Here is a 20,003-nt window from a genome sequence, read left to right as displayed (position 1 = left end):
AGGATCGGCTTTGCCCTGCCGCGTTGAAGTCGTTATACCCCGAGACAGGCGCAAACGACGGCGGAGGACACAGGCGTGCGGCAGTATTTGGACGCTCTGCAAACGGTTCTGGATCATGGCGAGGTCTCGACCGACCGCACCGGCACCGGCACGATTTCCTATTTCGGCCTGCAGTGCCGCTATTCGCTGGCCGATGGCTTCCCGCTGGTGACGACCAAGAAGCTGCACCTGAAGTCGATCATCCACGAATTGTTGTGGTTTCTGGCGGGCGATACCAACATTCGCTATCTGAAGGAAAACGGGGTTTCGATCTGGGACGAATGGGCCGATGAAAACGGCGATCTGGGGCCGGTTTACGGGCACCAGTGGCGCCGCTTTCCCAAGCTTGTTGACAGTGGCCAGGCGGTGAATGGCCGGACGCTCTATTTCGCGGAAAGCGTCGATCAGATCGCCGATCTGGTGGCCGCGATCAAGGCCACGCCCGATAGCCGGCGGCTGATCGTCTCGGCCTGGAACCCGGGCGAGGTGGGGCAGATGGCGCTGCCGCCGTGCCATACGCTTTGGCAGGTGCGCATCATCGGCCGCAAGATGCATCTGCAGCTGTATCAACGTTCGGCCGACATGTTCCTGGGCGTGCCGTTCAACATCGCGTCCTATGCGTTGCTGCTGGCGATGCTGGCGCATGTGACGGGCTATGAGCCGGGCGATTTCGTGCATTCGATCGGCGATGCGCATATCTATTCCAACCATCTGGAGCAGGTGAAAACCCAGCTCGCGCGCAGGCCCAAACCGCTGTCGCAGTTGCGGTTGACCCGGGATGTGGACTCGATCTTCGATTTCAAATTCGAGGATTTCGCCTTCGACAATTACACCCCCGATCCGGCGATCAAAGCGCCCGTGGCGGTCTGAGCCATGCTGTCGCTGATCGTCGCCCGCGCCCGCAACGGGGCCATCGGAAAAGACAACACGATCCCTTGGCACGCGCCCGAGGATCTGGCCTTCTTTCAGCGTGAAACCACGGGCGGTGCAATCGTCATGGGCCGCAAGACCTGGGAAAGCCTGCCGTTCAAGCCGTTGAAAGGGCGTCTGAATATCGTCGTGTCATCGGATGCCACCCTGACCGAGCACGTTTTCCCCGATGTGCGGCAGGCCGTCGATTTCGCCCATGCGCAGGGCTATCGGCGGGTCTATGGCATCGGTGGGCAGGGGATCTATCGCGCACTGATGGATCTGGCCGACCGTCTGCTGATTACCGAGGTCGACCTGGAGATCGAGGGCGCGGATGCCTTCTTTCCCGATCTCGACCCCGGTCAATGGGACCATGTCGGGGCAACGCCCCTGCGCGCGGCGGGGCCGGCCTGCGTGGCGCATGAATATCTGCGGCGGCGCTGAGCGATGGCGGCCCGGATCGGCATCGAGGCGGTGCGCCTGACCCGTGAGGGTCGGCCGGTGTTCGACGGTCTGGATCTGCGGATTTCCGAACGGCGGGTGGGGATTGTCGGGCGCAATGGCTCGGGCAAATCCTCGCTGATCCGGCTGATCGCGGGGCTGGTTGCGCCACAGGCGGGGCAGGTGCGGGTCGATGGCGTGGACGTCTTGCGCGATCGGGCCGGGGCCCTGGCGACGGTCGGCATTCTGTTTCAGAACCCCGACCACCAGATCATCTTTCCCACCGTGATCGAGGAACTGGCGTTCGGGCTGGAGCAGCAGGGCCAGAGCCGGGCGCAGGCGCGGGCGGGGGCGCAGGCGGTATTGGCGCGCTTCGGGCATGCGGACTGGGCGGACCGGCTGTGTCATACCCTGTCGCAGGGCCAGCGCCAGCTGGTGTGCCTGATGGCGGTGCTGGCGATGGAACCGGCCTGGGTGCTGTTTGACGAGCCGTTCAACAGCCTTGATATTCCCGCTGCGTTGCGGATCGAGGCGCAGATCGCGGCGCTGGCGCAAAGCGTTGTGCTGATAACCCACGATCCGGCCCGGGTGGCGGGGTTCGACCGCGTCATCTGGCTTGAAGCCGGGCGGGTGGCTGCGGATGGCCCGCCCGACAGGGTGCTGCCCGCCTATAGCGCCGAGATGGCCCGCATCGCCCGGGCCGAGCCATGCTGAGCCTTGCGCTGCCGGGGGTCAGTTGGGCACATCGGCTGCCTGCGGGGGTGAAATTCGGATTGCTGGCGCTGGCGATGGTGGCGGCGATGCGGGTTACCGCGCTGCCCGTGCTGGGTGCCGGGCTGGCGGTCACGCTCGGGCTTTATCTCAGCCTTGGGCGCGCGGCGCTGGCGGCGGGGCTGCGGGCGCTGCGCCCGATCGTCTGGGTCGTGGCGGTGATTTTCCTGTGGCACCTGTGGCAGGACGAAACCCGGCAGGGCGTGGCCTTCGGACTGCGGGTCATTGTGATGATGGCGCTGGCCAATTTCGTCACGCTGACCACACCGCTGCATGAGCTGATCGCGCTGATCGAGCGGCTGGCGCAGCCCCTGGCGCGGTTCGGTCTGTCGCCGCGGATGCCCGCGCTGGCGGTGGCGCTGGTGCTGCGCTTCATCCCCGTGTTGCAGGGGCGGCTGGGGGCGCTGTCGCTGGCGTGGCGCGCGCGCTCGCCGCGCCGGGCGGGGCCCCGGCTGATCGCGCCCCTGTCCTTTTCGCTACTTGACGATGCGGATCATTTGGCCGACTCCCTGCGCGCGCGTGGGGGGCTGGCCCCGCGCCCTACAGGGAGAGACTGAGTTGGAACAGAATTTCACGCGGATCGTGTTGTTTGCCGCGCTGATCGCGGTGCTGGGGCTGGTGCCGCCGATCCCGCTGGCCTTCGGGGTGCCGATCTCGGCGCAGTCGCTGGGCGTCATGCTGGCGGGTGCGGTGCTGGGCAGCTGGCGCGGTGCGGCGGCGGTGCTGGTGGTGCAGCTGATCGTGGCGCTGGGGTTGCCGGTGCTGGCGGGCGGGCGTGGGGGCCTGGGCGTTTTCGTCGGCCCGACGGCGGGCTTCCTGATCGGCTGGCTGCCTGCGGCCTTCGTCACCGGGCTGGTGGTCGAGCGCATGCGCGCGCTGCCGGTCGGCGTAGCAGCGGGGCTGGGGGCCGTGTTGGGCGGCATCGTGGTGATGTATGCTTTCGGGATCGTCGGCTTCTATCTGGTCAAGAACGCGGGGCTTGGGCCGGATGATGCACGCATGAGCCTGGGCAAGGCCACGCTGATCATGGCGCCCTTCATTCCGGGTGACCTGATCAAAGCGGTGCTGGCCGGTATCCTGACGCGCACCATCGCGCGCTACCGCCCGGCGGCGCTGACCTCGCGCGCCTGAGGCTGGCTGCACGAAAATCACGCCCGGCCGGTTTCGACCTGGCCGGGCTTTTTCATGTGCGTTCGGCGGCCCCGGGCATGAAAAAGGCGGGCCAATGGCCCGCCTTCGCCCGCCTCAGCAGGCCATGCCGACGCAGGCCCCGAAGGGCCGGCTCCTCCCGGCATGTCAGCCCTTTTTCACCGCCTTCAGCTTGTCGATCCCCAGGGCCTTCATCGCGAATTTCTCGTAGAAGGTTTCCGAGGTGCCCTTGCGCAGCTTGTGCATGAAGTACTTCTCGAAGCCGATCTTGGCCATATGCACCCACTTGCCCGAGCTGGACCAGTTCACGTTGCGCGGCGGGATCTGCGGCTGCGCGACGAAGGCGATGCCGCTGTCGCCGAAATCGGCCAGACAGACCGCGTTCCAGGTGCCGGTGTGGCTGGGTTCTTCGCCACGCACGATCTGACCCAGGTTTTCCGCCGTGGCGGTGACCATGGATTCGATCATAAAGCCGGTCTTCGGCACACCGCAGGGCACCGGGGTCGGACCCATCGGCGGAATTGCAACGCAGACACCCACGGCAAAGACGTTGGGGTATTTCGGGTTGCGCTGATGCTTGTCGACGATGGTGAAACCGCGCGGGTTCGACAGGCCCTCGATCCCCGACACCGCCTTGATGCCACGGAAGGCGGGCAGCATCATCGCATAACCGAAGGGCATTTCCTTTTCGGATTTGACCGAGCCGTCATCGGCGATTTCCTCGACGATCATCTTGCCGTCTTCGACCTTTTTCACCCGCGACGAGGTCATCCACTTGATGTGCTTGTTGCGCATCTCGGATTCCAGCAACCCCTTGGTGTCGCCCACGCCATCCAGCCCGAGGTGGCCGACATAGGGTTCCGAGGTGATGAAGGTCATCGGCACCTGATCGCGGATCTTGGCCTTGCGCAGCGCGGTGTCCAGGATGAAGGTGAATTCATAGGCCGGGCCATAGCAGGACGCGCCCTGCACCGCGCCGATGATGATCGGGCCGGGTTTCTCGCAGAACCGGTCAAAGGCCACACGGGCCTGTTCGGCATGGTCGATATGGCAGATCGACTGGGTGTGACCTTCGGGGCCGAACCCCTCGATCTCGTCAAAGGCCAGTTCCGGGCCGGTCGCGATGACGATGTAATCGTAGCTGACCGACTGGCCATCGACCAGTTCGACGCGGTTTTCCTCGGGGTGCAGCTTCTCGGCCGCGACCGGGATGAACTCGATCCCCTTCTTCTTCATCGTGGGCGCCAGATCGACGGTGATGTCCTTGCGGTCGCGCCAGCCGACGGCGATCCAGGGGTTCGAGGGCACGAAGTGATACTTGGGGTCCTTGGTGATGACGGTGATCTTGTCTTCCTTGCGCACGGCCTCGCGCAATTCATACGCCATGATGGCGCCCCCAAGGCCCGCGCCCAGAACCACGATATGTGCCATGTCTCTCCCCTTTCCCGGTCGTTCTGCCAGGGTCTCAAAAAATATGCGTAAACGTGAATTTGGGCGCAGGTTCTGTCAAGCGCCATGATTCAGGTCAATACTGCGGCAAAGCCGGAAAGCATGCACGCGCCATCGCCGCAAGCCATGAAAAAAAGGGGCGCCGGAGCGCCCCTTTCAGGTGGGAGGGAAGGAAGGGGTCGATCAGTTCGCGCTGGCGACCTGCAGCAGGTCGGTGATCCGGCGCACGCTCACGCGGCGGTTGGCCTCTTCGCCGCGCTGCGTGTCGACCTTGAGGAATTCTTCGCCATAGCCCTGAACCACCAGGTTTTCGGGCGGCACGCCGAAATATTCGGTCAGTGCAAGGGCCAGCGATTCCGCGCGGCGGTCCGACAGGGCCAGGTTATAGGCTGCATCCCCCACGGCGTCGGTGTGACCTTCGATCAGGAAGATCTCGCGCGGGTTCTCGGCAATGCGGGCGCGGATCGTGTCACCCAGCTTGGCCAGCGCGCGGGCCTGTTCGGGCCGGATCGCGGCAGAGCCGGTGGCAAAGGTGATGTTCTCGACCGCGACCGCCGGGGCCAGCGCACGCACCTGGGCGATCTGGCGCACCTGCGCCAGCGAGAAGCGCCGGTCGATTGCGGTTTCGCGGGCCAGCGCGGCACGCAGCGCCTCGGTATCGGTGGTTTCCGCCGTCACCTGCGCGCGCGGCAGGGTGGTGATTTCGACCGGATCGGCTCCGATCGAGTCATCCACCAGCACATAGCGCTGACCGTCCGGGTCGATCCGCGTGCGCTGAATGATCCGGCGCTGCGCATCGTAGACGGTGATGATCTGCGTGCCATCGGCCTTGGTGCTGATGGTGCGGGTCGAGCCGTCGGCGTAGTTCTGCGTGCTGAGCGTGGTGCCGGGCTGGCGCAGCAGGGCGTTGTCGTCCTTGATGACGCGATAGCTGCCATCGGGGTTCTGCACCACGACGCGATCCCCCGAATTCACGGCGACCTCGCTGCCGTTTTTCAGGATCGCGCCAACCGCCAGGGCGCCAAGCCCCAGAACGGCGGCCTTTTCCAGCGTGGTCAGGCCCTTGCCGTCCTTCTTGTCCTTGGTTGCGGTTACCGCCTGCGTGGTGGCGTTGATCGCGGATTGGAAATCCTCGGCCGAAGAACGTGCGGTCTCTTCGGTGATGACCTCTTCGGTGACCGGCGCGTCGGCTTCGGCTGCGGCATCGGTTTCGGCCGCCAGCGCGGCGTTGCTGACCGGGGCACCGCTGTCCGCGGTTTCCGAGGCGGCAATCGCCTCTTCCAGTTGCTGCACGGCTTCGGTTTCTTCTGCACTGGCCGCCGGGGTTTCCGCCGTGGCGGTGGTCTCGGCGGTCGCACTCGCCTCCGCTTCCACCTCGGCCGGGGCAGGGGCCTCGGTCGTGGTGGTCACGGTGGGATCGGGCTCGGTCGTCGGCGCCGGTTCTGCGGGCGTCGGCGCTGTCTGTTCCGTCAGCATTTTCTGCAACGCGTCAGGATCGGTCGGCGCAGGGGTGCCCGCCTCGGTTTCGGCGGCGGTTTCGCCCGTGGCCTGAACTTCGGTGTCGGCGGCCGGGTCCTGTTCGGGGGCCGCGGTTTCCGTGGGGGCCTCAGGGGCGACTTCGGCGGTCGGGGCCTCCGCTGCGGGGGCTTCCTCGGCCTCGGGGGCAGCATCGGTCGTGGGCGAGATGGTCAGGGGGTCTTGGGGCATGGTGATCGACGTTGCGCCATCCACTTGCGCCTCGGCTTCGGGGGCGATCACCGGCGCCTCGGCGGTCGGTTCTGGCGCGGTGGCCTCGGCCTCGGTCGTGACCCCGGTTTCCGTCTGCTCCGGGGCTGCGGCGGCGGGGGTGTTGCCCCCTTCACAGGCCGCGCGGGCCGCGTCTTCGCTGCTGCCGCCGTCGATTTGGGTCTGGATGCAGGCGTCAAGATCTGCGCCCACAAGCGATTGGGCGGGCGCCAGGCTGGGCACCAGCGCGGTCAGGCCGGCAACAAGCGCAGTGGTGGTTTTCAGGCGTTTCATCACTTTTCCTCCGGCGGCAAGAGGCCGCGTTACGCCGTTTCAACGCGCGGGCGTGGCGCAGGTTCCATCATGGCCCCCGGGGTCATGGCCTTGCCAGTCACGTCTGCGCCAGCCTTGCGTGAGCGTGAAACGCAAAAGGGCGGGCCCGCAGGCCCGCCCCCAAAGCCGATGAAGCCTTGCTTACTTCGGCAGTTCGGCAGTGATGCCTTCGACGAAGAAGTTCATCCCCGCCAGTTCGCCATCCTCGGCCATCACGCCCTCGGCCAGCCAGGCGCTGCCGTCCTGCTTGTTCAGCGGGCCGGTGAAGGGGTGGTATTCACCCGCGACGATCTTGTCCTTCAGCGCCAGCGCCTCGGCTTTCACCTCTTCGGGCACGGCCGAGCTGATCTCGCCGATTTCGACCATGCCGGTGTCGATGCCGCCCCAGGTCGCTTCGGATTTCCAGCTGCCGTCCAGCATCGCGCCGACGCGCTTGATGTAATAGGGCGCCCAGTTGTCGATGGTCGAGCTGACGCGCGGCATCGGCGCGAAGGCCGACATGTCCGACGCCTGACCGAAGGTGATGACGTTGCCGGCCTCTTGCGCCTTGGCTTGCGGCGCGGTGGAGTCGGTGTGCTGCAGCAGAACGTCCACGCCCTCGGCGATCAGGGCGGCGGCGGCGTCGGCCTCTTTCGCGGGATCGAACCAGGTGTAGGCCCAGACGACCTTCATCTCGACATCGGGGTTGACCTTCTTGGCGTGGATATAGGCCGCGTTGATGCCCTGGATCACCTCGGGGATCGGGAAGGACCCGATGTAGCCGATCTTGTTGGTCTTGGTCATGCGCCCGCCGATGGTGCCCTGGATGGCGCGGCCCTGGAAGAATTTCGCGTCATAGGTGGCGACGTTGTCGGCCGATTTGTAGCCGGTGGCGTGCTCGAACTTCACGTTCGGGAACTTGGCGGCGACGTTCATCACCGCGTCCATGTAGCCAAACGAGGTCGCGAAGATCAGCGTGTTGCCTTCCAGCGCCAGCTGGGTCAGCGCGCGTTCGGCATCGGGGCCTTCGGGGACCGATTCCATGAAGGTGGTGACGACCTTGTCGCCATATTCGGCCTCGATCGCGCGGCGGCCCAGATCGTGCTGATAGGACCAGCCCATGTCGCCCACCGGGCCGACATAGATGAAGCCGACCTTCAGCGGATCGGCGGCCAGCGCGGGCAGGCCCGCGGCGCTGGCAAGGGCGGCAATCGCGGTGGTGGCAAGGAAGGATCTGCGGTTCATGGGAACTCCCCGTTGGTTGCGGGCCATCGGCCCGGGATTATGGCCCCCGACGGGGGCGCGTTGGATGCCTCAGTTCGAGGCGTGGAACGACCGGCCAAGCGCGGCGGGGGCGGCCGCCACGCCGTGCCGGTGAGCCGCGGACAGGATCACCAAAACGATGATCGTGATCACATAGGGTGCCATCGACAGCAGATGCACCGGAATGGCGTAACCTGCGGCCTGCAGCTGCAATTGCAGGGCGGTGATGCCGCCGAACAGATAGGCGCCGATCAGCACCCGCTCGGCGCGCCAGCTGGCGAAGACGACGATCGCCAGCGCGATCCAGCCCGCGCCCGCGGTCATGCCTTCGGTCCATTGCGGCACCCGCACAAGGCTGAGGTAGGCGCCGCCCATCCCCGCCAGCGCCCCGCCATAGGCCAGCGCGGCGAAGCGCACCGCCACCACGCGATAGCCCAGGGCATGGGCCGCGTCATGGCTTTCGCCGACCGCGCGCAGGATCAGCCCGGCGCGGGTATATTTCAGCACGGCCCAGGTCAGGGCGACCAGCACCAGCGAGGCATAGACCACCCAGTCGTGCGAGAACAGGATCGGACCCAGCACCGGAATGTCGGCCAGCGGGCCGAACTCGAGCTTGGCCGTCGGCGGCGGACGCACACCTTCGTAGCCTTTGCCGATCAGCGCCGACAGGCCCAGCCCGAACAGCGTCAGCGCCAACCCGGTTGCGACCTGATTGGACAGGAAGATCTGCGTCAGAACGGCAAACAGCAACGCCAGCAGGGCGCCCGCAACGGCCCCCGCGGCAAAGCCCAGAACCGGGCTGCCGGTGGCGGTGGCCACGGCAAAGCCGCCGACCGCGCCCATGATCATCATGCCCTCGACACCCAGGTTCAGAACGCCTGATTTCTCGGCCACCAGCTCGCCCGTCGCGGCCAGCAGAACCGGCGTCGAGGCCGCCATCAGCGTGGCGATCAGCACGATAATGTCGATGCCGCCCATCATGCGCGTGCCCCCCCGATGCGGATACGGTAATTCGTCAGCACGTCGAAGCCCAAGAGGAAAAACAAAAGCATCCCCTGAAACACCTGAATCGCCGCCGCCGGCAGTTGCAGTATCAGTTGCGCCATGTCGCCGCCGATGTAGGTCAGCGCCATCAGCAGACCGGCCAGCAGGATGCCCAGCGGATGCAACCGGCCCAGAAAGGCCACGATGATCGCGGTGAAGCCATAGCCTGCGTTGAAACTGTCGGTGATCTGCCCCGAGGGGCCTGAAACCTCGAACAGCCCGGCCAGCCCGGCCAGCGCCCCCGACAGGCCAAGGCAAAACACCACCAGCCGCGCCGGGACCACGCCTGCGAACCGCGCCGCACGCGGTGCCTCGCCCGCCACGCGGATGCGGAAGCCCGCGATATGGCGGTGCATCAGGATATAGAGCGCGATCACGGCAACAATCGCGGCCATCACCCCCCAATGCGCGCCGGTCCCTGCGATCAGTTCGGGGTTATGCGCCGAAGGGTATTGCTGCAAATTGCGCGAGCCCGGGAAGCCATAGCCCTGCGGGTTCTTCAGCGGCCCGAAGGCGACATAGGCCAGCAGGTTCTGCGCCACATAGACCAGCATCAGCGACACCAGGATTTCAGAGGTGCCGAACAGCGTTTTCAGCAGCGCGGGGATCATCCCCCAAAGCAAACCGCCCAATGCGCCGGCAATCACCATCGCCGGAAAAAGCCACGCACTTTCCGCAGGATAGACCGACAGCGCCACGGCGGCGCCACAGATCGCGCCGATGATATACTGCCCCTCGGCGCCGATGTTCCAGATGCCCGCGCGAAAGCCCACCGCCAGACCCGAGGCGATCAGGATCAGCGGCGCCGCCTTGACCAGCAACTGACTGCGGAAATAGGCGGCATTGGCGCCGAACAAAGGGTCCCAGAAGATCACGCGGATCGCCTCGACCGGGTTCTTGCCAAGCGCCGCGAACAACAGACCGCCCGCAACCATCGTTGCCAGAACGGCAACAATCGGCGTTGCATAGCTCCAGCCTTTCGAAGGCGTCGGTCGCTTGATGAGCGTGATCATACCGCCACCTCCTGCATGCCATGGGCGCCGCCCAGCATCAGCCCGATCTCGTCGATGCTCAGCCCCTCGGTCGGGCGCGGGGCGCTCAGCCGGCCTTCGTTCAGCGCGCAGAACTGATCGGCGATTTCCATCAGCTCGTCCAGATCCTGCGAAATCACGATCACCGCCGCGCCCTTGCCCGCCAGATCCAGCAGCGCCTGCCGGATCGCCGCCGCCGCCGCCGCATCGACGCCCCAGGTCGGCTGGTTCACGATCAGCACCTCGGGATATTGCAGCACCTCGCGGCCGATGACGTATTTCTGCAAGTTGCCGCCCGACAGCGCGCGCGCGGCCACATGCGGGCCCGGCGTGCGCACGTCGAAGACGCGGATGATTTCCTCGGCGAACAGCTTCGCGGCCTTCATGTCCAGAAAACCCTTGCGGGTCAGCGGGCGGCGCACCGTGCCGGTCAGCAGCGTGTTTTCGGTCAGGCTCATGTCCGGCACCGCGGCATGACCCAGCCGTTCCTCTGGCGCGGCCTGCAGGCCAAGGCGGCGGCGTTCATTGGGCCCCAGCGTCGCGATGTCCTGCCCGTGCAGCAGCACCGTGCCGGGGGCCGAGACGCGTTCGCCCGACAGCGTCGCCAGCAATTCTTCCTGCCCGTTGCCCGCGACCCCGCCGATGCCCAGCACCTCGCCCGCGCGCAACTGCAGCGAGACCTGTTTCAGCGCCGGGCCGAATTGCGACATTGGCGGCAGATCCAGGCCTTTGACCTCGAAAATGGTGTGGCCAAGGGTCCGCCCGGCGCGGTCGGTCGCGGTGAATTCGCCGCCGACCATCAGTTCCGCCAGCTCACGCGCCGATTTCTCGCGCGGGGTGCAGGTGGCCACGACCTTGCCGCCGCGCAGGATCGTGGCGCGGTCGCACAGGCTGCGGATTTCTTCAAGCTTGTGCGAGATATACAGGATCGCCGTGCCTTCCGAGGACAGCTTGCGCAGGGTGTTGAACAGGATGTCGACCTCTTGCGGGGTCAGAACCGAGGTCGGTTCATCCATGATCAGCAGCTTCGGGTCCTGCAGCAGGCAGCGGATGATCTCGACCCGCTGCCGCTCGCCCGCGGACAGATCGCCAACCAGACGCGCGGGGTCCAGCGGCAGGCCGTAGGCCGTGGAAATCTCGCGGATGCGGGCTGACAGTTGCCCCATCGGCGGCGGGTTCTCCATCCCGAGCGCCACGTTCTCGGCCACATTCAGCGCCTCGAATAGCGAGAAATGCTGAAACACCATCGCCACGCCCGAAGCGCGTGCGGCGCGCGGTTCGGCGGGTGTGTAGGGCGCGCCCATCAGATGCATCGTGCCGGAATCTGGTTTGACCAGCCCGTAGATCATCTTGACCAGCGTCGATTTTCCGGCGCCGTTTTCGCCCAGCAGGGCATGCACTTCGCCCGGGCCGACACTGAAGCCGACGCCATCATTGGCCACAACCCCGGGATAGGCCTTGGTCAGGCCCGCGATTTCCAGCAGCATGTTCCCCGTCACCCGGCGCGTCCCTCTTGATTATGGGCCTTTTCGGCTCTTGTAGCGCTCGTTTCTTTCAGTAGCGCGGCAGCGACCGAAATCGCAATGGCCTGCGGATGCTTCCCCAGCGTTGGATCGCCTATCGGGCAGGCAATGCGCGAAATTTGGGCGTCCGCATGGCCAAGGTCGCGCAGTCGATTGCGAAACCGCCCCCATTTCGACGCCGACCCGATCAGGCCGCAGGCGCCGAACCCGTGGCCGAGCAGCCGGTGGCACAGTTCCAGATCCAGCGCATGACTGTAGGTCAGGATCAGGTGATGCGCGTCGGGCGGCGCCAGCGTGACCAGATCGGCGGGGTTTTCGGCGATCAGCGGCGTGACCCCCGCCGGGATGTCGGGGAACCGATCGGCCGCAGTATCGGCCCAAGACAGCGCCAGCCCCGGCAGCGGCGAAAGCGTGGCGACAATCGCGCGCCCGACATGCCCCGCGCCCCAGATCCAAAGCGGCAGGGCAGGGGGCGCCACCGGCTCTACCAGCCATTCACCAATCAGAAGGGGCGGCGCCTCGCCCCGGTCGCGTGCCCGCGCCAGGGCCCGGCGCAGGGCCAGCGGGGCGGTCGGATCACCCATCGGACGGGCGTGGTAATCGCCTGAAATCGTGGCCACTTTCCGACTGTTCAGCGGCTCGTAGGCCAGCGTCACGGCGCCCCCGCAGCACTGCCCCATGGCAGGCCCAAGCGCGATCCGTTCCAGTCGCGGGGCGGTGCAGGAGCGGGCCCGGGCGATCGCATCGAACTCCAGTTGGCCGCCACCGATCGTGCCTTCGGTCCGGTCCGGCCAGACCAGCATTTCGGCGCCCGCCTCACGCGGGGTCGAGCCGCGGACCTCAGCCACCAGCACCCGCACGAACGGTCCCCGTGAAGCGGCCTGCGCCAGTTTCTGCGGATCAAGGCTCATGCCGCACCACGCGCGCGTTTGACTGCGGCCAGCACCGCTTCGGGCGTGGCCGGGGCACGCAGGTCCGGCCAGTGCGGTCCACAGGCGGCGCAGGCTTGGCTCAGTGCCAGATAGGCCGAAATTCCCAGCATGAAGGGCGGCTCGCCCACCGCTTTCGACCGGAAAATCGTATCTTCGCGGTTCGGCGCATCCCACAGCGCGACGTTGAAGATGCGCGGGCGGTCCGAACACGCCGGGATCTTGTAGGTCGAGGGTGCGTGGGTGCGCAGGCGGCCCTTGTCGTCCCAGACCAGTTCTTCGGTGGTCAGCCAGCCCGCGCCTTGAACATAGCCGCCCTCGATCTGGCCGATGTCGAGCGCGGGGTTCAGGCTGGCGCCCGCGTCATGCAGGATGTCGGTGCGCAGGATCCGGTTTTCGCCGGTCAGCGTGTCGATCACCACTTCGGTCACCGCGGCGCCATAGGCGAAGTAGTAAAACGGCCGTCCGCGTCCGGCGACCCGATCCCAGCTGATCTTTGGTGTGGCATAAAACCCGGTCGACGACAGCGAGATCCGTGCCATATAGGCCGCATTCACAACTGCGGCAAAGGGCCATTGCGACCCACCTGCGCGCACCATTCCATCCGAAAAATCAATCTCTTGCGGGGCGTATCCTTCGCGCGTGGCGATGAAATCGGCCAGCCTTGCACGCAGCGTGTCGCAGGCGGCCTTCACCGCCATGCCGTTCAGATCCGCCCCCGACGACGCCGCCGTGGCCGAGGTGTTGGGCACCTTGGCCGTGTCGGTCGCGGTGATCCGCACGGCATCCGGCGCGATGCCAAAGACCCGGGCGGCCACCTGACAGACCTTGCGATGCAGGCCTTGCCCCATCTCGGTGCCGCCGTGGTTCAGCTGCACGGTGCCATCGGGATACAGATGCACCAAGGCGCCCGCCTGGTTCAGATGGGTCAGCGTGAATGAGATGCCAAACTTCACCGGGCTTAGCGCGATGCCCCGCTTCAATGTTCGATTATTGCTGTTCCAAGTGGTAATCTCGGCCTTGCGTACGTCAAAATCGCTGGATTTCTGCAAGGCCGGAACGAGGTCATTGAGGATGCAATCCTCCACGTCCTGGCCGTAATGCGTGGCTTGCACCGGGGCCGCGCCGGGGGGCGCGTAGAAGTTTTTCTGCCGCAAGGCCTCGGGCGCGCAGCCGATCTGGTGCGCCAGATGATCCAGCGCACGTTCGATCCCGAAAACGCCCTGCGGCCCGCCAAAGCCGCGATAGGCCGTGTTGCTTTGCGTGTTGGTGCGCAGACGGTGGCTTTCGACCCGCAGCGCGGGGATGAAATAGGCGTTGTCGGCATGCAGCATCGCGCGGTCGCAGACCGGCAGGCTCAGGTCCATCGACCAGCCGCAGCGCGCAAGCTGCACGAAATCGGCGCCCAGAATACGGCCTTCGGCATCCGCGCCGATCCGGTAATGGATGCGGAAATCGTGGCGCTTGCCGGTGATGACCATGTCGTCGTCGCGGTCGTAGCGCATCTTGCAGGGCCGCCCCGTGGCCATGGCCGCGACGGCGCAGGCGATGGCCAGATGGTTGCCCTGGCTTTCCTTGCCGCCGAACCCGCCGCCCATCCGCCGGATCTCGACGCGCACATCGTGCAGACCCAGATGCAGCGCCTCGGCGACCTTGTGCTGGATCTCGCTGGGGTGTTGGGTCGAGGCGTGAATCACCACGCCCTCGTCGCCGGGCAGGGCCAGCGCCGCCTGACCTTCCAGATAGAAATGTTCCTGCCCGCCCATTTCGAGCGTGCCTTCGACCAGATGCGCAGCACTTTCGAGTGCGCTGGCAACATCGCCGCGCGCCCAGATCACCGGCCCGTCCTCGAACCGGCTGTTGGCGGCAAGGGCCTGATCCAGCGTCAGAATTGCGGGTTTCGGGGCGTAAGAGATGCCCCCCTTGCGCGCGGCGACCCGCGCTGCGCGGTGGCTGGTCGCGACCACCAGAAAGATCGGCTGGCCGATGTAATGCACCGTGCCCTCGGCCAGAACCGGCTCGGGCCAGTTCGGATTGGGCGAGGCGTCGTTATGGCCCGGCAGGTCGGTGGCCGTCAGCACCGCGACCACGCCAGGTGCGGCACGCACGGCGTCCAGATCGCAGGCGGTGATGTCGGCATGCGCCTCGGTCGACAGTCCGAAGGCCAGGTGCAGCGTGCCTGCGGGCGTGGGAATGTCGTCCAGATAGCGCGCGCGGCCAGTCACATGCAGCGCGGCGGAATCGTGGGGCAGCGGCTGGCCGGTGCTCATGGCGCCACCTCCAGCACCGAGATGGCTTCGCCCGACGCCTCGCGCAGGTAGCGCAGCGCCATGTTTTGCGCCGCCTCCAGCCGATAGGCGGCCGAGGCGCGCATGTCGCTGAGCGGGGTGAAATCCTGCGCCAATGCGGGCAGGGCCGCGGTGAATGTGGCTTCGCTGAAGGGGCGGCCGATCAGCGCCGCCTCGAAAGCGGCTGCACGTTTCGGGGTGCCGGCCATGCCACCGAATGCCACACGCGCAGATTCAATTTTCGAACCATTCCGGGTGATGTTGAAGCATCCGCAGACCGCAGAAATATCCTGATCGAACCTTTTCGACAGTTTGTAGCACGCCAGATCCGGGGCGGATTTGGGCAGCCAGACCGCTTCGACGAATTCGCCGGGGGCGCGATCCTGTTTGCCGTAAGTGAGGAAGAAATCCTCGATCTGGATCTCGCGCCGTGCATCCCCCCGGCGCAGGATCAGCCGGGCCCCCATCGCAATCAGCGCGGGCGGGGTGTCGCCGATGGGCGACCCGTTCGCGATGTTCCCCCCGATCGTGGCGGCCTGCCGCACCTGTTCCGAGGCGAAGCGGCGCAGCAGATCGGCGAAGGCGGGATGCGGCTGCGCCATGGCCGCGCGCAGGGCCGCGATGGTGACGCCCGCGCCGATGCGAAACCCGTCTTCCGTTTCGGAAACATAGGACAAGTCCTTGCAATGGCTCAGAAAGGCCACTTGGGTCAGGGTGCGCAGCTGTTTCGTGACCCACAGCCCGACATCGGTGCCGCCCGCAATCAGCGTGGCCTCGGGATGGGCCAGATACCACTGGGCCAGATCGTCGGCGCTACCGGGCAGGTAGGCGGGGGCTGTCTGCCCCCGCACCCCCGAGGATATTTCCGCCAGCGAGAAGGTGCGATCGGTTTGCATCCAGTCGGGCACGGGGGCGGTTTCGGCCGCCTCGGCTGCGCGGATGATCGGGGCATAGCCGGTGCAGCGGCACAGGTTTCCTGCCAGCAGATCGTCATGGTCGCGCCGCCCGTTCAGATGCGCCGTCGCCATCGAGACGACGAAGCCGGGGGTGCAAAATCCGCACTGGCTGCCGTGATGGTCGATCATCGCCTGCTGCACCGGATGCAAGGTGCCGTCGGGGGCGGCGATCCCCTCGACCGTGCGCAGCGCCTTGCCCGCGATTTGCGGCAGCATCAGGATGCAGGCGTTGACCGCACGGCTGCCCTGCGCGTCGCTCAGCATCACGGTGCAGGCACCGCAATCGCCTTCGTTGCACCCTTCCTTTGTGCCGCGCAGGCCTTCGGCGCGCAGCCAGTCCAGCACGCTCTGCGTCGGGTCGGTGACCGACACATTCCGGGTTTCTCCGTTGAGAAGAAACGAGATTTTCATGCGTTTATCCGCCGCGGTACCGATGGCATACCTCGTCGCCCGATGCGGCGTAGAGCGGGAGGCCTTTGGCCCAGCAAAGCCGAAGGACGGCGGCTTGGCAAGGGTTTCGGAACGCGCGCGCGCGCCCGGGTTTTGACCGGATGCTTAAATTTCGGGCGCGGCAGATCGGCGTTTCGACCCTTTCGCGCGCCTGCCCGCGCCCTTATCGTGGCGCCATGACCAGCCCCCGATTCATTCACCTGCGCGTGCACACCGAATATTCGCTTCTGGAAGGCGCCGTGCCGCTGAAGAAGCTGATCAAGATGTGCGACGCGGCCAATATGCCCGCCGTGGCGGTGACCGACACCAACGCGATGTTTTGCGCGCTGGAATTTTCGGTGCTGGCGCAGGGCGCGGGGCTGCAGCCGATCGTGGGGTGTCAGGTCTCGGTCGCCTACGACCCCGCCGCGCCGGGCGAAAAGCCGCGGATGCCTGCGCCCGTCGTGCTGCTGGCGCAGAGCGAGGCGGGTTATGAGAACCTGATGAAGCTCAGCTCGTGCCTTTATGTCGACAAGGGCGGGCAGTTGCCGCAGGTGACGGTCGAGGAGCTGGAGGCGCATTCGGCGGGGCTGATCTGCCTGACCGGCGGGGCGGATGGCCCGGTCGGGCGGCTGGTGCAGGCCGGGCAGGCGGGACGCGCGCGGCTGCTGCTGGAGCGGTTGGCGGCGATCTACCCGGATCGGCTTTATGTGGAACTGCAGCGCCATCCGGGCGAGGGCGGCCAGTTGACCGAGCCGGAGCGGCAGACCGAACGTCCGTTTCTGGAAATGGCCTATGACATGGGCCTGCCGATTGTCGCGACCAATGACGTCTACTTTCCAAAAGCCGACATGTACGAGGCACATGACGCGCTGATCTGCATTGCCGAGGGTGCCTATGTTGACCAGATCGAACCTCGGCGCCGGTTGACGCCGCAGCATTATTTCAAATCCGAAGCCGAGATGGCCGCGTTGTTCGCCGACCTGCCCGAGGCTTTGGAAAATACCGTCGAGATCGCGAAGCGTTGCGCATTTGCCGCCTATAAACGCAAGCCGATCCTGCCGAAATTTGCCGATGACGAGGTCGAGGAACTGCGCCGTCAGGCTTGGGAGGGTCTGGCCGCGCGGTTGGCGGTGATCCCGCATGCCGCCCCGGTCGCGGAATACGAGGAACGGCTGCGCTTCGAGCTGGACATCATCGAGCAGATGGGTTTCCCCGGCTACTTCCTGATCGTGGCCGACTTCATCAAATGGTCCAAGGACAACGACATCCCGGTCGGGCCGGGCCGGGGTTCGGGGGCGGGCAGTCTGGTGGCCTATGCGCTGACCATCACTGACCTTGACCCCCTGCGCTACAGCCTTCTGTTCGAACGGTTCCTGAACCCCGAACGGGTGTCGATGCCGGACTTCGACATCGACTTCTGCATGGACCGGCGCGAGGAAACGATCCGCTACGTTCAGGGCAAATATGGCCGCGACAAGGTGGGGCAGATCATCACCTTCGGCGCGCTGCTGTCGAAGGCCGCCGTGCGCGACGTGGGCCGTGTGCTGCAGATGTCCTATGGGCAGGTCGATCGGCTGTCCAAGATGATCCCGGTCGAAGGGGTCAAGCCGGTCAGCATCGAGAAGGCGCTGGCCGACGAGCCGCGCCTGCGCGAGGCGGCCAAGGCCGAAGAGGTGGTCGAACGGCTGCTGAACTACGCCCAGCAGGTCGAGGGGCTGCTGCGCAACGCCTCGACCCACGCGGCGGGGGTGGTGATCGGCGACCGGCCGCTGGATGCGCTGGTCCCGCTGTATCAGGACCCGCGCTCGGACATGCCCGCGACGCAGTTCAACATGAAATGGGTCGAGCAGGCCGGTCTGGTCAAATTTGACTTTTTGGGACTTAAAACCCTGACCGTCATCCAGAATGCGGTCAATCTGATACAGAAATCGAACCGTCCGCTACATGTCGATGCGCAGGGCAATCAGTTGTATCAGCCCGCCGAAGGGGCGGAAAACCAGATCAACCTGATCCCGATCGACGACGCCAAGACCTATGAGTTGTACGCTGCGGCCAAGACGGTTGCGGTGTTCCAGGTGGAATCCACGGGCATGATGGACGCGCTGCGGCGGATGAAACCGACCTGCATCGAGGATATCGTGGCACTGGTCGCGCTGTATCGTCCGGGTCCGATGGAAAACATCCCGACCTATTGCGAGGTCAAGCACGGGCTGCGGCCGCTGGAAAGCCTGCATCCGACCATCGACCCGATCCTCAAGGAAACCCAGGGTATCATCGTCTATCAGGAACAGGTGATGCAGATCGCCCAGGTGATGGGCGGCTACAGCCTGGGCGGCGCCGACCTGCTGCGCCGCGCGATGGGTAAAAAGATCGCCGAGGAAATGGCCAAGGAGCGGCCGAAATTTCTGGAAGGCGCCAAGGCCACGCATGGCATCGACGCCAAGAAGGCGGGCGAAGTCTTTGACCTGCTTGAGAAATTCGCAAACTACGGTTTCAACAAATCGCACGCCGCCGCCTATGCGATCGTCAGCTATCAGACCGCCTGGCTAAAGGCCAACCACCCCGTCGAATTCATGGCGGGGGTGATGAACTGCGATATTCACCTGACCGACAAGCTCTCGATCTACATGACCGAGGTGCGCCGGGGGCTGGGGATCACGGTTGTGCCGCCCTGCGTGAACCGCTCGCTCGCGACCTTCGATGTGGTCGATCAGCAACTGGTCTATGCCCTGGGCGCGCTGAAAAACGTGGGCGTCGAGGCGATGAAACTGATCGTCGAGGCGCGCAAGACCGACGACGGCAGCGAACGCCCGTTCCGCGATCTGGTCGATTTCGCGCGGCGCTGCGATCTGAAACGGATCGGCAAACGCCCGCTGGAGATGCTGGCCCGCGCCGGGGCGTTCGACCAGTTGGACCCGAACCGCAAGCGGGTGTTCGAAAGCCTCGATCAACTGGCCGCCTGGTCGGCGGCGGTAGCCGAGGCGAAATCGTCGGCGCAGGTGTCGCTCTTTGGCGATGCGGGCGACGATCTGCCGCCGCCGCGGCTGGCCGATACCGACGACTGGCTGCCGGCCGAGCGTCTGGCCGAGGAGCACAAGGCGATCGGCTTCTACCTGTCGGGGCACCCGCTGGACGATTACGTCCCCGCGCTGCGCCGCAAGAACGTGATGACCCTGGCCGAGATCACCGAGAAAGGACAGGGCGGCCCCTTCATCGGCAAGATCGCGGGCACCGTCGCGGCGCGGTCCGAACGCAAATCGGCCAAGGGCAACCGCTTCGCCTTTGTCTCGCTGTCGGATTCGACCGGGCCCTACGAGGTCACGGTGTTTTCCGACACGCTCGAAGCCTGTCGGCAATATCTGGAACCGGGGCAGGCGGTGGTGCTGACCGTCAAGGTCGATGTCGAGGGCGAAACGGTCAAGATGCTGGCCCAGTCTGCGCAACCGATCGACACGGTCACGGCGGATGCGGGCGGCGCGGGGCTGATGATCCATGTCGAGACACCCGATGCCATCGCCTCCATCGCGGGCCTTTTGGAACGCGTCCTGGCCGAGGGCAAGGTGCGTGCGCGGGGGCCTGTTTCCTTTACGGTCTTCGATCCCGATCGCGGCTATCGCTATCAGATCGCGGCAGGGCGCGACTTTCCGGTCAATCCGCAGGTGAAGGGCGCGATCCGGTCCTTGCGTGGTGTGGCGCTGGTCGAAGAGATCTGAGCGATGAGGGGGCTCTAGCCCCCGCTGCG

At 65.8% G+C, this 20,003-nt stretch carries 15 protein-coding genes; 6 read left to right on the top strand and 9 right to left on the bottom strand.

Annotated elements, in window-relative coordinates; translation table 11 throughout:
- Nucleotides 1-75: 75 nt before the first annotated feature.
- From P2G62_RS07280 to P2G62_RS07260, 5 genes are read left to right on the top strand one after another with little or no spacing between them, the layout of a single operon-like run.
- Nucleotides 76-909 (top strand): thymidylate synthase, encoded by an 834-nt coding sequence (locus P2G62_RS07280; RefSeq protein WP_275734217.1) that lies wholly within the window; start codon nt 76-78, stop codon nt 907-909.
- Between the two features lie 3 nt (nt 910-912).
- Nucleotides 913-1,392 carry a dihydrofolate reductase gene (locus P2G62_RS07275; RefSeq protein WP_275734216.1) on the top strand — a complete coding sequence of 160 codons (480 nt, stop codon included), beginning with the start codon at nt 913-915 and terminating at the stop codon, nt 1,390-1,392.
- A gap of 3 nt (nt 1,393-1,395) precedes the next feature.
- Nucleotides 1,396-2,103, top strand: coding sequence for an ABC transporter ATP-binding protein (locus P2G62_RS07270; protein ID WP_275734215.1), 708 nt, complete (start codon nt 1,396-1,398; stop codon nt 2,101-2,103).
- Nucleotides 2,097-2,717 carry an energy-coupling factor transporter transmembrane protein EcfT gene (locus P2G62_RS07265; protein WP_275734214.1) on the top strand — a complete coding sequence of 207 codons (621 nt, stop codon included), beginning with the start codon at nt 2,097-2,099 and terminating at the stop codon, nt 2,715-2,717. The genes P2G62_RS07270 and P2G62_RS07265 overlap by 7 nt, the downstream gene beginning before the upstream one ends.
- Before the next feature lies 1 nt (nt 2,718).
- Entirely contained in the window at nt 2,719-3,291 is a 573-nt protein-coding gene (locus P2G62_RS07260; RefSeq protein WP_275734213.1) for a biotin transporter BioY, read from the top strand.
- A gap of 165 nt (nt 3,292-3,456) precedes the next feature.
- On the opposite strand, the gene P2G62_RS07255 is transcribed toward P2G62_RS07260, so the two are convergent.
- The 9 genes from P2G62_RS07255 to xdhA all read right to left on the bottom strand — a co-directional run bounded on the left by P2G62_RS07255 (nt 3,457) and on the right by xdhA (nt 16,240).
- Nucleotides 3,457-4,740, bottom strand: coding sequence for an FAD/NAD(P)-binding oxidoreductase (locus tag P2G62_RS07255; RefSeq protein WP_275734212.1), 1,284 nt, complete (start codon nt 4,738-4,740; stop codon nt 3,457-3,459).
- Between the two features lie 201 nt (nt 4,741-4,941).
- A complete protein-coding gene (locus tag P2G62_RS07250; RefSeq protein WP_275734211.1) occupies nt 4,942-6,777 on the bottom strand; it encodes an OmpA family protein in 1,836 nt (611 codons plus the stop codon).
- A gap of 180 nt (nt 6,778-6,957) precedes the next feature.
- Nucleotides 6,958-8,040, bottom strand: a complete 1,083-nt coding sequence (locus P2G62_RS07245) for a BMP family ABC transporter substrate-binding protein (RefSeq protein WP_275734210.1) — start codon at nt 8,038-8,040, stop codon at nt 6,958-6,960.
- A 69-nt stretch (nt 8,041-8,109) separates the two neighbouring features.
- On the bottom strand, nt 8,110-9,039 hold the full coding sequence (locus P2G62_RS07240; protein WP_275734209.1) for an ABC transporter permease: 930 nt from the start codon (nt 9,037-9,039) through the stop codon (nt 8,110-8,112).
- Nucleotides 9,036-10,115 (bottom strand): ABC transporter permease, encoded by a 1,080-nt coding sequence (locus P2G62_RS07235; protein ID WP_275734208.1) that lies wholly within the window; start codon nt 10,113-10,115, stop codon nt 9,036-9,038. The genes P2G62_RS07240 and P2G62_RS07235 overlap by 4 nt, the downstream gene beginning before the upstream one ends.
- Nucleotides 10,112-11,620 carry an ABC transporter ATP-binding protein gene (locus P2G62_RS07230; RefSeq protein WP_275734388.1) on the bottom strand — a complete coding sequence of 503 codons (1,509 nt, stop codon included), beginning with the start codon at nt 11,618-11,620 and terminating at the stop codon, nt 10,112-10,114. The genes P2G62_RS07235 and P2G62_RS07230 overlap by 4 nt, the downstream gene beginning before the upstream one ends.
- An 8-nt stretch (nt 11,621-11,628) precedes the next feature.
- A complete protein-coding gene (gene xdhC / locus P2G62_RS07225; protein WP_275734207.1) occupies nt 11,629-12,567 on the bottom strand; it encodes a xanthine dehydrogenase accessory protein XdhC in 939 nt (312 codons plus the stop codon).
- Entirely contained in the window at nt 12,564-14,855 is a 2,292-nt protein-coding gene (gene xdhB / locus P2G62_RS07220; protein ID WP_275734206.1) for a xanthine dehydrogenase molybdopterin binding subunit, read from the bottom strand. The genes xdhC and xdhB overlap by 4 nt, the downstream gene beginning before the upstream one ends.
- Nucleotides 14,852-16,240, bottom strand: coding sequence for a xanthine dehydrogenase small subunit (gene xdhA, locus P2G62_RS07215; protein ID WP_275734205.1), 1,389 nt, complete (start codon nt 16,238-16,240; stop codon nt 14,852-14,854). The genes xdhB and xdhA overlap by 4 nt, the downstream gene beginning before the upstream one ends.
- Nucleotides 16,241-16,455: 215 nt before the next feature.
- Here xdhA and dnaE point away from each other — a divergent pair, with 215 nt between their 5' ends.
- A complete protein-coding gene (gene dnaE / locus P2G62_RS07210; protein ID WP_275734204.1) occupies nt 16,456-19,974 on the top strand; it encodes a DNA polymerase III subunit alpha in 3,519 nt (1,172 codons plus the stop codon).
- Nucleotides 19,975-20,003 lie beyond the last annotated feature (29 nt).

This window comes from Paenirhodobacter sp. CAU 1674 (assembly GCF_029222945.1).
Taxonomy (GTDB): Bacteria; Pseudomonadota; Alphaproteobacteria; order Rhodobacterales; family Rhodobacteraceae; genus Rhodobacter.
The sequence above is the reverse complement of the archived record's forward strand: the minus strand, read 5'-3'. Positions and strand labels throughout refer to the sequence as shown.